8 protein-coding genes are annotated in these 9,978 nt (G+C 69.1%); 3 read left to right on the top strand and 5 right to left on the bottom strand.

The genetic code is table 11. The features are described 5' to 3' along the window. The 3 genes from accC to dsbD all read right to left on the bottom strand — a co-directional run. Positions 1-1,119, bottom strand: a 1,119-nt coding sequence (gene accC, locus J5F18_RS13905; RefSeq protein WP_346299193.1) for an acetyl-CoA carboxylase biotin carboxylase subunit, incomplete at its 3' end; no start/stop codon positions are given. Between the two features lie 43 nt (positions 1,120-1,162). Further along, positions 1,163-1,624: an acetyl-CoA carboxylase biotin carboxyl carrier protein gene (gene accB, locus J5F18_RS13900; protein ID WP_346299192.1), complete on the bottom strand. Its 462-nt coding sequence runs from the start codon at positions 1,622-1,624 to the stop codon at positions 1,163-1,165. 244 nt (positions 1,625-1,868) lie between these two features. Then, positions 1,869-3,707, bottom strand: coding sequence for a protein-disulfide reductase DsbD (gene dsbD / locus J5F18_RS13895; protein WP_346299191.1), 1,839 nt, complete (start codon positions 3,705-3,707; stop codon positions 1,869-1,871). Between the two features lie 201 nt (positions 3,708-3,908). Between dsbD and J5F18_RS13890 the strand changes: the two genes are divergently transcribed. After that, positions 3,909-5,138, top strand: coding sequence for a DUF2333 family protein (locus tag J5F18_RS13890; RefSeq protein ID WP_346299190.1), 1,230 nt, complete (start codon positions 3,909-3,911; stop codon positions 5,136-5,138). A gap of 100 nt (positions 5,139-5,238) precedes the next feature. Here the strand turns inward: J5F18_RS13890 and ppa are convergent, their stop codons facing one another. Continuing rightward, positions 5,239-5,769 carry an inorganic diphosphatase gene (ppa, locus tag J5F18_RS13885; protein ID WP_346299189.1) on the bottom strand — a complete coding sequence of 177 codons (531 nt, stop codon included), beginning with the start codon at positions 5,767-5,769 and terminating at the stop codon, positions 5,239-5,241. 208 nt (positions 5,770-5,977) lie between these two features. Here ppa and J5F18_RS13880 point away from each other — a divergent pair, with 208 nt between their 5' ends. Continuing rightward, positions 5,978-7,693, top strand: a complete 1,716-nt coding sequence (locus tag J5F18_RS13880; protein WP_346299188.1) for a protein kinase — start codon at positions 5,978-5,980, stop codon at positions 7,691-7,693. Between the two features lie 229 nt (positions 7,694-7,922). On the opposite strand, the gene J5F18_RS13875 is transcribed toward J5F18_RS13880, so the two are convergent. Next, entirely contained in the window at positions 7,923-9,179 is a 1,257-nt protein-coding gene (locus J5F18_RS13875; protein WP_346299187.1) for a 6-phosphofructokinase, read from the bottom strand. A gap of 212 nt (positions 9,180-9,391) precedes the next feature. Between J5F18_RS13875 and J5F18_RS13870 the strand changes: the two genes are divergently transcribed. Next, the coding region (locus J5F18_RS13870) for a Mur ligase domain-containing protein (protein WP_346299186.1) at positions 9,392-9,978 on the top strand (587 nt) is incomplete at its 3' end.

Below are 9,978 nucleotides of genomic sequence, written 5' to 3'. Positions count from 1 at the left end.
GTAGACATGGGAGTCCATGCGAACGCCAAGGCCGCCCGGCGGGTGGTAGAGGGTCACCTTGCCGGGGGAGGGCATGAAGGTGCGCGCGTCCTCGGCGTTGATGCGGCACTCGAAGGCGTGGCCGGAGAGGGTGACCTCCTCCTGGGAGACCGACAGCGGCAGGCCGGAGGCGATGCGCAGCTGTTCGCGGACGATGTCCACGCCGGTGACCATCTCGGTGACCGGGTGCTCCACCTGCACGCGGGTGTTCATCTCGATGAAGAAGAACTGACCGTCCTCGTAGAGGAACTCGAAGGTGCCGGCGCCGCGATAGCCGATGGTGAGGCACGCCTGGCGGCACGCCTCGAGCACCTCGGCACGCGCGGTCTCGTCGATGCCCGGCGCCGGGGCCTCCTCGATCACCTTCTGGTGGCGGCGCTGCAGGGAGCAGTCTCGGTCAAAGAGGTGGATGGCATTGCCCTGGCCGTCGGCCAGCACCTGCACCTCCACGTGGCGGGGGTTCTCGAGGAACTTCTCCATGTAGACGGTGCCGTCGCCGAAGGCCGCGTGGGCCTCGGTGCGGGTCACGTTGACGGCGGAGAGCAGGTGCGCCTCGGTGTGCACCACGCGCATGCCACGCCCGCCGCCGCCGGCCGCCGCCTTGATGATCACCGGGTAGCCGATGCGCTTGGCGATGGCGACGATCTCGCCCTCGTCATCCTCCGGCAGCGGCCCGTCGGAGCCGGGCACCGTGGGTACGCCGGCCTTCTTCATCGATTCGATGGCGCTCACCTTGTCGCCCATCAGGCGGATGGTCTCCGCCCGTGGGCCGATGAAGGCGAAGCCGGAGCGCTCGACCTGCTCGGCGAAGTTGGCGTTCTCCGAGAGGAAGCCATAGCCGGGGTGGATGGCACTGGAATCGGTGACCTCCGCGGCACTGATCAGCGCCGGGATGTTGAGGTAGGACTGAGCCGAAGCCGCCGGCCCGATGCACACGGCCTCGTCGGCCAGGCGCACGTGCATCAGCTCACGGTCGGCCTTGGAGTGGACCGCTACCGTCTTGATGCCCAGCTCCTTGCAGGCGCGCAGGATGCGCAGCGCGATCTCGCCGCGGTTGGCGATGAGTACCTTGTCCAGCATGAGGAATCCGCCAGTGTCAGGTGAATGAAGAGGCGTGTCGCGATCAGGCGATCACGATCATCGGCTGGTCGTATTCGACCGGTTCGCCATCCTCGACCAGGATCGCCTCGACCACGCCGTCGCGGTCGGCCTCGATCTGGTTCATCATCTTCATCGCCTCGACGACGCACACGGTGTCGCCCTTCTTGACGCTGGAGCCCACCTCCACGAACGGCTTGGCGCCCGGCGCCGGGCTGCGGTAAAAGGTGCCCACCATGGGTGAGGTCACGGCATGACCCTGGAAGCCTGGCCCGTCAACGGCGGCGGGTTCAGCCGCTGCAGGTGTCGCCGGCGCCTGGGCGGGCAGGGCCGGGGCGGCGTAGCCCTGGGGCATGGCGGGCTGCCAGCTCACGCCGTTGGGATGGCGGCTGATGCGCACCGACTCCTCGCCTTCCTGGATCTCGATTTCGCTGATGTTGGACTCTTCGAGCAGCTCGATCAGCTTCTTGACCTTGCGGATATCCATGACGTAGTCCCGATCGATTGGGTGCGGTGAATGGCGGTGGCCCGGAGGCGCCGTCAACCCGGGCCAAGTTGCAATAGTTCACGGCAAGATGGCGTCTCTTTCCGCCCCTATTGCGCTGAAAAGGGGGATGTCGCCGGAGTTTGCCGAAAATCGGGTGGGATGTCCAGTACCGGAGAAAACACCGTTCGAGGCGGGTGTTTAAACGACCGTTTGATGAAGTTCGCGACCCCGGGCCGGGGGCGGATCAGCTCTGGCCACCCTCCAGCCAGCCTAGTAGGCCCTGGAGGTGGGAGGCCAGTCCCGGCGCGCGCATCTCGCCCTGGATGCGCGCCTCGCGGATCTCCTCCCCGCCGGCGAAGAACAGCAGGCTGGGCGGCCCGAAGAGCCCGAAGTGGTCGAGCAGCTCGCGAGAGGCGGAGCCGAGGTCGGTGACGTCGACGTTGATGCGGGCGAACGCCGACAGCGGTTCGGCGACCCGCGGGTCGGGATAGACCTGGCGCTCCATCTGCTTGCAGGAAATGCACCAGTCGGCGGTGAAGTGCACGAAGGTGGGGCGGCCATCGTCCACCGAGGCCAGTACACGCTGTAGCTCGTCGAGGCCCTCCACGGTGGTGATTTCGGCGGGCTCGATCGCCGCCGCCGCGCTACCGCCACCCAGATTGGCCAGCGGACGCAGCGGGTCATGGGCGCCGCTGGCGGCACCCAGCACCAGGGCCAGGCCCCAGGCGAGCAGCAGCAGGCCGGCGGCCTGGCGCACCCGCGGCCAGCCCTGGGGCAGGTTGGCCGACATGGCGCCCAGCGCCAGGGCGGCACCGATGGCCAGCCCCGCCCACAGCAGCAGCGCCACCGCCGAGGGCAGCAGGCGCTCCACCAGCCAGATCGCCACGCCCAGCAGCAGCAGGCCGAAGGCGATCTTGACGCCGTTCATCCAGGCGCCGGTGCGCGGCAGCAGGGTGGTGCCGAAGGTACCCACCAGCAGCAGCGGAACCCCCATGCCCAGCCCCAGGGCGAGCAGCGCCGCCCCGCCCATCAGGGCGTCGCCGGTGGTGGAGATGAAGACCAGGGCGCCGGCCAGCGGGGCGGTCACGCACGGCGAGACCACCAGCACCGAGAGCGCGCCGGCCAGGGCCAGCCCCCCGGGGCCGCTGCGCTGGGCGCGGGCCTGCCAGGCGTCGATGCGCCCGGCCAGGCGCGGCGAGGTGCGCAGCTCGAGAGCGCCGAACATGGCCAGGGCGAAGGCGACAAAGAGCGCGGCGAAGGTGATCAGTACCGGCGCCGACTGTAGCCGCGCCTGGAGATTGAGCCCGGCGCCGAACAGTCCCATCAGCACTCCCACGGCAGCATAGGTGAGCGCCATGCCGGCCACGTAGCTCGAGGAGAGCACGAAGGCGCGGGGGCGGCTGGGGTTCTGGCCGATGATGATCGACGAGAGGATCGGCACCATGGGCAACACGCAGGGGGTGAAGGTCAACCCCAGGCCGGCGAGGAAGAACAGCGACATGGCCAGCGGCAGGCTGGCCTCGCGCATCAGGCTCTGGAAGCGGCCATCGTCGCTCTGGGGCGCGGGCGGGGCGGCAGTGCTGGCCTCCCCCGAGCCGCCGTTGCCGCCTACCAGCGCCGCAAAGGCGGGCGGTGCCGAGCGCTCCGGGGCCTCCAGGCTCACCCGCTCCGGCGGGTAGCAGAGGCCCGCATCGGCGCAGCCCTGGAAGGTGAAGCTGAGGGGGACGACCCCGCTGGCCCCCTCCTCGAGGGGGATCTCGATCACCATGTCCTCGCGGAAGACGTAGACATCCCCCATGAATTCGTCGCTGGTGAACTCCCCCCCGGGAATCTCGGGCTCGCCCAGCGCCACCGCCTCGGACTCCACCGCGAACTGATGTCGGTAGAGGTAGTGTTCGGGGGTGACCTCGACGCCCACATAGAGGGTCTCGCCGTCGTGCCAGGCGTCGGGCTGGAAGGCCTCGAAGACCGGCAGGAACTCCTGGGAACTGGAAGAGGAGGAGAACCACTGCGCCTGGGCGGTGAAAGGCAGCAGCACCAGCGCAAGCGTCAGGGCGAGGCGTCGGGCGATCAAGTGAGGCATCCTCCTCTTCCTTGCGGGTGTCAGGGCAGGTCGGTCTAGAGACCGGTGGGCCTCGCGGCGGTTCCCGGGAGGCGCAGTAGCCAGCGGTGAGTGCTAGGATATCGCAGTAGCCGCGGTGCTGTTACCGTGTCGTGTCCGACGACGTGCGCCTGATTGTCGCATCGCGCGGGCCTTATTTCATCAGGCAAGGATGATCACAGGATGGGCTGGAAAAGCTGGCGCGCCGCGCGGCGTCGCAGGAGAGAAGAGACGCTGGAACGCCCCCAGTACGGCTGGCTCTGGAAGCCGCTGCTCGGGCTGCTGGCGCTCTATCTGCTGGTCTGCCTGGCGCTGGGTATCTGGTGGAGCCAGCCGCCGGCGCCCTTCGACGTGGAACAGGCCACCCTGGAGCGCCGTGGCGAGGCCGCCTATGCCCCCGCCGCACGGGGCACGGTCAGCGTGGCGACCCTGGCTACCACCGTGGAGACGCTGCTGGAGAAGCCGGGGGGCTACCTGCGCAACGACATCGCTCCGCCCGGGGTGTGGCTCGACAACATGCCCAACTGGGAGCTCGGCGTACTGCAGCAGTCCCGGGACCTGGCCCGTGCCCTGCCGCAGATGGCCACCGGCGACACCGGCCACCTCGAAGAAGCGCTCGAGGCTTTGCTGGGCGACGATCGCGACTGGTTCTACCCCTCTACCGAGCATCGCCTCGAACAGGCGGTGGAGGCCCTCGATCGCCAGCTGGGCGAACTCGGCGCCGAGGATCCCGGCTTTGCTCCCGGCGAGGGGGTGGCCGCCTGGCTGGCGGCGACCGCGGCACGTCTCGACGAGCTGTCGCGACGCCTGGCGGCCAGCGTCGGCAGCCATGAGGCGCTGACCGAGCTGGCGGTGGACACCGAGACGCTGCCGCCGCGCACTCCCTGGTACCGGGTCGACGATATCTTCTTCGAGGCCCGCGGCACCGGCTGGGCACTGGCGCAGCTGCTCGAAGGCGTGCAGCGCGACCAGGCCGACGTGCTGGCGGCCGCCGGTGCCGAGGCCGAGTGGGAGCGTCTGCTGGCGGAGCTGGCCATGACCCAGCGGCGGCTGTGGAGTCCGGTGGTGCTCAACGGTTCGGGCTTCGGGGTCTTCGCCAACCACTCCCTGGTGATGGCGCTGCACATGACCCGTGCGCGGGACCTCGCGGCCGCCCTGGCCGAGCGGCTGGCCGAGCCGCCGCAGGCCCTGGCGGCGCCGCCGGCCGAGGACGCGGTCGAGGCCCCCGTCGAACCGCCGGTGGTCGAGGTGGAGCATCACGAGGAGGTGGCGGTGGAGCCGCCCCCCGAGGCGCTGGCCGCCCCCGAGGAGGACGTGGCCGAGGAGGACGTGGCCGAGGAGGAGGAGGCGTCCCCGGTGCCGGACGAGGGCCCCGGACTGGAGGCGTCGGAACAGGCGGATGCGCCCGAGTAGCGCGCCGTAACGAGCCCCGGTCGGGGCCAGATGCAGCAGGGCCGCCCCTCGGGGCGGCCCTGCTGCGTTTCTCTCGGGGTTCTCTCGGCTTGCCGGCCGGTCAGGCCTTCTCGTAGGCGGCCACGGCCTTCTCGATGGCCTTGCGGGCGGCCTCGGCGCCTTCCCAGGACTCCACCTTCACCCACTTGCCCTTCTCGAGATCCTTGTAGTTCTCGAAGAAGTGGGCAATCTGCTGGCGCAGCAGCTCGGGCAGGTCGGTGACCTCCTCGACGTCGTCGTAGAGGCTGGAGAGCTTGGGGTGCGGCACGCAGACCAGCTTGGCGTCCTCGCCGGCCTCATCGGTCATGTTGAGGATGCCCACCGGGCGGGCGCGGATAATGGCGCCGGCCTGGACCGGGTAGGGGGTGACCACCAGGGCGTCGAGCGCGTCACCATCGTCGGCCAGGGTGTGCGGGATGAAGCCGTAGTTGGCCGGGTAGAACATCGGGGTGGCCATGAAGCGGTCGACCAGCAGGGCCGCCATGTCCTTGTCGAGTTCGTACTTGATCGGGGTGTGATTGGCGGGAATTTCGATCGCCACGTAGACGTCGTTGGGGAGGTCCTTGCCGGCGGGGATGTTGTCGAAGTTCATCGTCGCTTCCTTGGGTTGGAAATCAGCCTGGTGAATCGCTGAGCGAAAATCCGCGAAAGTATACGGAGCGCGCAATGGGATTACCAATGCGACATAGGTGCCGAGACCCGGGGGCTCCTCCCCTGAGGCTTTGGTTGACACCACGCGCCGGCGTCTCGCGTGTATCATGGCTCCCCGTACGGACGCCGCACCACCAGAGGAGACGGTCTTGGGATCAGCGCAGCTGTTATTGAGTTACGGTCAGGCCTTCGTGGCGCCGGACTGGCGCCACCACCGCAGCTCCATGTCGGTGCGCTTCCCGGAGCCGGGCCAGCTCAGCGCCAAGGGCGCCAGTGCGGTGATCAGCGACTCCACCCGGCGCAACGCCATGGCCAAGCAGGCCGGCGACCTCAGCGTGCGGGGCTTTCTGGCCGACTACTACTCCACGCCCGACCACTGGGACGTGAAGACATCCGCGACCCGGGTGCTGCGCGCCCTCAACGCCTGGTGCTACAGCCAGAGCCAGTGCGTAGCCGACGGCAGCTACGTCTCCTCGCTGTCGGCCATTGTCTTTCGCGCCCGCACCGCCCATCTCTTCCATGCGGGTGACACCCTGGTGTTCCGGCTGCGGGGCGCCGAGTTCGAGCAGCTCACCCGTGACCATGTCACCGACCTGGGCGGCTACCGCTATCCCTCCCGGGCGCTGGGCATGGATGGCAGCCTCGACATCGACTATGCCCAGTTCCCGGTCAAGCAGGGCGACATCTTCCTCTTCACCACCCAGGCGGTGCTGGGCACCCTGATGCCCTCGGAGTATGTGCAGCTGATCCGCCAGGATGCCAGCGACCTCAACGCCGCCTGCGACCGCCTGGCCGAGGCGGCGGTACAGCGCGCCCAGTCCCGCGGCTACGGGGCCGAGCAGTTCTGTTTCCAGCTGGTGCGCATCGACGAGCTGCCCGATGAGCAGCCTGACCATCCCGGGCGCGCCTACGGCGAGCTGCCGATTCCCCCCGAGCTCTCCCCGGGAGATCGCCTCGACGGCCTGGAGGTACAGGCGGTGCTGTCGCGCACCGCCCAGTCACGGGTCTACCGGGTGCGCGACGTGCACTCCGAGCGCGAGATGGTGATGAAGGCGCCGAGCCCCGAACTCTCCAACCGCAACGCCTACCTGGAGCACTTCCTGCTCCAGCAGTGGGTGGTGGAGCGGGTCAAGTCGCCGTTCGTGGTGCGCATCATGGAGTCATCGCGGCCGCGACGCTTCCTCTACTACCTGATGGCCTACGTGGAGGGGGAGACCCTGGCCGAGTGGGCCCGTCGCCATCCCCAGGCGAGCCTGACCCAGCGCCTGGATCTCGCCAACCAGCTGGGCAAGGCGGTCCAGGCGCTGCACCACCGGGGTATTCTCCACCAGCAGATCCACCCGGGAAACGTGCTGATCGACGCTCATGGCCAGGTGCTGCTGGTCGATTTCAGCGCCTGCCGGGCGCGGGAGGCCGGTGGTCACCGTGAATCCCGGGAGCTGCTGCGCCAGGTGGGGCTGACCGAGCACAGCGCACCGGAGTACGCCCTGGATGACTCGGTCGGTCGGCGCAGCGATCAGTTCTCCCTGGCCTCCACCGTCTACTGGCTGATCACCGGCCAGCTGCCCTACGCGCTACCGCCCAACCGGCTGCATCGCCATACCGACCTGGAGCAGCTGGTCTACCGCAGCGCGCGGACCCTCAATCCCGAGGTGACCCCGGCCCTGGACGAGGCGCTGCGCCGGGCCCTGGACCCCCAGCGCTCGCTGCGCTATCGGCGCATGTCGGAATTCCGCCACGCCCTGCGCCAGCCCCTGGCCGGCAACCGCCAGGAGGCTCGTATGGGGCGCAACCCCGCCCATTTCTGGCAGGGGGTGGCCGCCATCCTGCTGCTGCTGCTGGTGCTCTCCTGGCTGCTGCGCTAGGCCAGCGCCCAGCCGCAAGCGCCTAGCGCCCAGCGGCCCTTCGGGCAGCGCCCAGCCGCATGGCAGTTGTGGGAGGCCGGGTTCCCCGGGCGAATGGCGCCGATAGGCGCCCCGTCGGTGTTGCTAGCGTTACTGTCTTCCGCCGGGGAGGCCTTCGGCCTCCATTCGTCGATGCGTCGAACCGTCGGAAAAGCCGACCTCCCACAATACTCTGCGGTGCTCGGCGCTGTTAGATCGTAAACGTCGGCAGCTTGCGCTCGACCCGGTTGAGGGCCAGCTTGGCCACCTTGGGCAGGCCGTTCTCGAAGGGCGGGAAGTCCTCGCCCTGGATCAGCGGCGCGAGGTACTGGCGGCACGCCTCGGTGATGCCGAAGCCGTCCTCGCGGATGAACTCGCGGGGCATGAACTTCTCGCGGTTGGCGATCTCGGCCAGCGGAGCGGGTTCGACGGTCCAGGCGTAGGGGGCGTCGGAGACGCGCTTGATGGCGGGCATCATGGCGTTCTGGCCCGCGATCGCCAGCTCCACCGCCTTCTCGCCCACCGCGTAGGCCTGGTCCACGTCGGTCTTCGAGGCCAGATGGCGGGCAGCGCGCTGCAGGTAGTCGGCCACCGCCCAGTGGTACTTGTAGCCCAGATCCTGCTTGACCATGCCGGCGAGCGTCGGGGCCACGCCGCCCAGCTGGCGGTGGCCGAAGGCGTCGGTGTTGCCGGAATCGGCCAGAAAGGTGCCGTCCTCGTAACGGGCCCCCTCGGAGACCACGATCACGCAGTAGCCGTACTGCTTCACCGCCTCTTCGACCCGGGTCATCACCGCGGTGCGATCGAAGGGCACCTCGGGGAAGATCACCAGGTGGGGCGGGTCGCCCTCGCCCTGGCCGGCCAGGCCGCCGGCGGCGGCGATCCAGCCGGCGTGACGGCCCATCACCTCGAGCACGAACACCTTGGTGGAGGTGGCGCACATGGAGGCGATGTCCAGGGAGGCCTCCAGGGTGGAGGTGGCGATGTACTTGGCCACGCTGCCGAAGCCCGGCGAGTTGTCGGTGATCGGCAGGTCGTTGTCCACGGTCTTGGGCACGTGGATGGCAGTCAGCGGGTAGCCCAGCTTCTCGGAGAGCTGTGAGACCTTGAGGCAGGTGTCGGCGCTGTCGCCGCCGCCGTTGTAGAAGAAGTAGCGGATGTCATGGGCGCGGAACACCTCGATCAGCCGCTCGTACTGGGCGCGGTGGGTCTCGATGTCCTTGAGCTTGTAGCGACAGGAGCCGAAGGCGCCGCCCGGGGTGTGGCGCAGCGCGGCGATCGTCTCGTCGGACTCCTGGCTGACGTCGATCAGCTCCTCGGTGAGGGCGCCGATGATGCCGTTGTGGCCGGCGTAGACCTTGCCGATGCGGTCCGGATGTCGGCGGCAGGCCTCGATCACGCCGCAGGCGCTGGCATTGATCACGGCGGTGACGCCGCCGGACTGGGCGTAGAAGGCATTGTGGGCCATGGGGCTTTCCTGCTCCTGGTCGCTGCTGGTCGGGGAAGGGGACTCGAAGGTCGATGGATTCTAGCCGAAAGTGCCGAGCGCTGCACCTCCGGGGCGGGGGCAGCGCTCGGCTCGGGGCGCCCCACCGCTGGAGCGCGGCTTCGGCGCCATGCTAGTCTCGCCCCACCCGGCCGTGGAGGGTCCCGCGGTCTCTGTCGGCAGTCGGAGTGAGCATGCACGTCCATATCCTCGGTATCTGCGGCACCTTCATGGGCAGCCTGGCGCTGCTGGCCCGGGAGCTGGGCCATACCGTGAGCGGTGCGGATGCCAACGTCTATCCGCCCATGAGCACCCAGCTGGCCGAGGCCGGCATCACCCTGGGCGAGGGCTATGACCCGGCCAACCTGGTGCCGCGCCCCGACCTGGTGGTGATCGGCAACGCCCTCTCCCGGGGCAACCCGGAGGTGGAGGCGGTGCTCGACCAGGGTCTGCCCTACGTCTCCGGGCCCCAATGGCTGGCCGAGCAGGTGCTCCCGGGGCGGCGGGTGATCGCCGTGGCCGGCACCCACGGCAAGACCACCACGGCGAGCCTCATCGCCTGGCTGCTCGAGTCCGCGGGTCAGGCGCCGGGCTTTCTGATCGGCGGCGTGCCGCGCAACTTCGGCATCTCGGCGCGCCTCGGCGCCCCGGGCGCCCCCTTCGTGGTGGAGGCCGACGAGTACGACACCGCCTTCTTCGACAAGCGCTCCAAGTTCGTCCACTACCGCCCCGAGATCGCGGTGCTCGGCAACCTGGAGTTCGATCATGCGGATATCTTCGA

The sequence above is a fragment of the Halomonas sp. BM-2019 genome, assembly GCF_017584085.1.
Note: the sequence above shows the minus strand (reverse complement) of the source record. Positions and strands in the feature narration are given on the sequence as shown.

Excerpts from the sequence above, each read along its gene's own strand:
- J5F18_RS13875 (WP_346299187.1), bottom strand. The coding sequence starts at position 9,179 with ATGGCCCACAATGCCTTCTACGCCCAGTCCGGCGGCGTCACCGCCGTG.
- accB (WP_346299192.1), bottom strand. The coding sequence starts at position 1,624 with ATGGATATCCGCAAGGTCAAGAAGCTGATCGAGCTGCTCGAAGAGTCC.
- ppa (WP_346299189.1), bottom strand. The coding sequence starts at position 5,769 with ATGAACTTCGACAACATCCCCGCCGGCAAGGACCTCCCCAACGACGTC.
- J5F18_RS13890 (WP_346299190.1), top strand. The coding sequence starts at position 3,909 with ATGGGCTGGAAAAGCTGGCGCGCCGCGCGGCGTCGCAGGAGAGAAGAG.
- dsbD (WP_346299191.1), bottom strand. The coding sequence starts at position 3,707 with ATGCCTCACTTGATCGCCCGACGCCTCGCCCTGACGCTTGCGCTGGTG.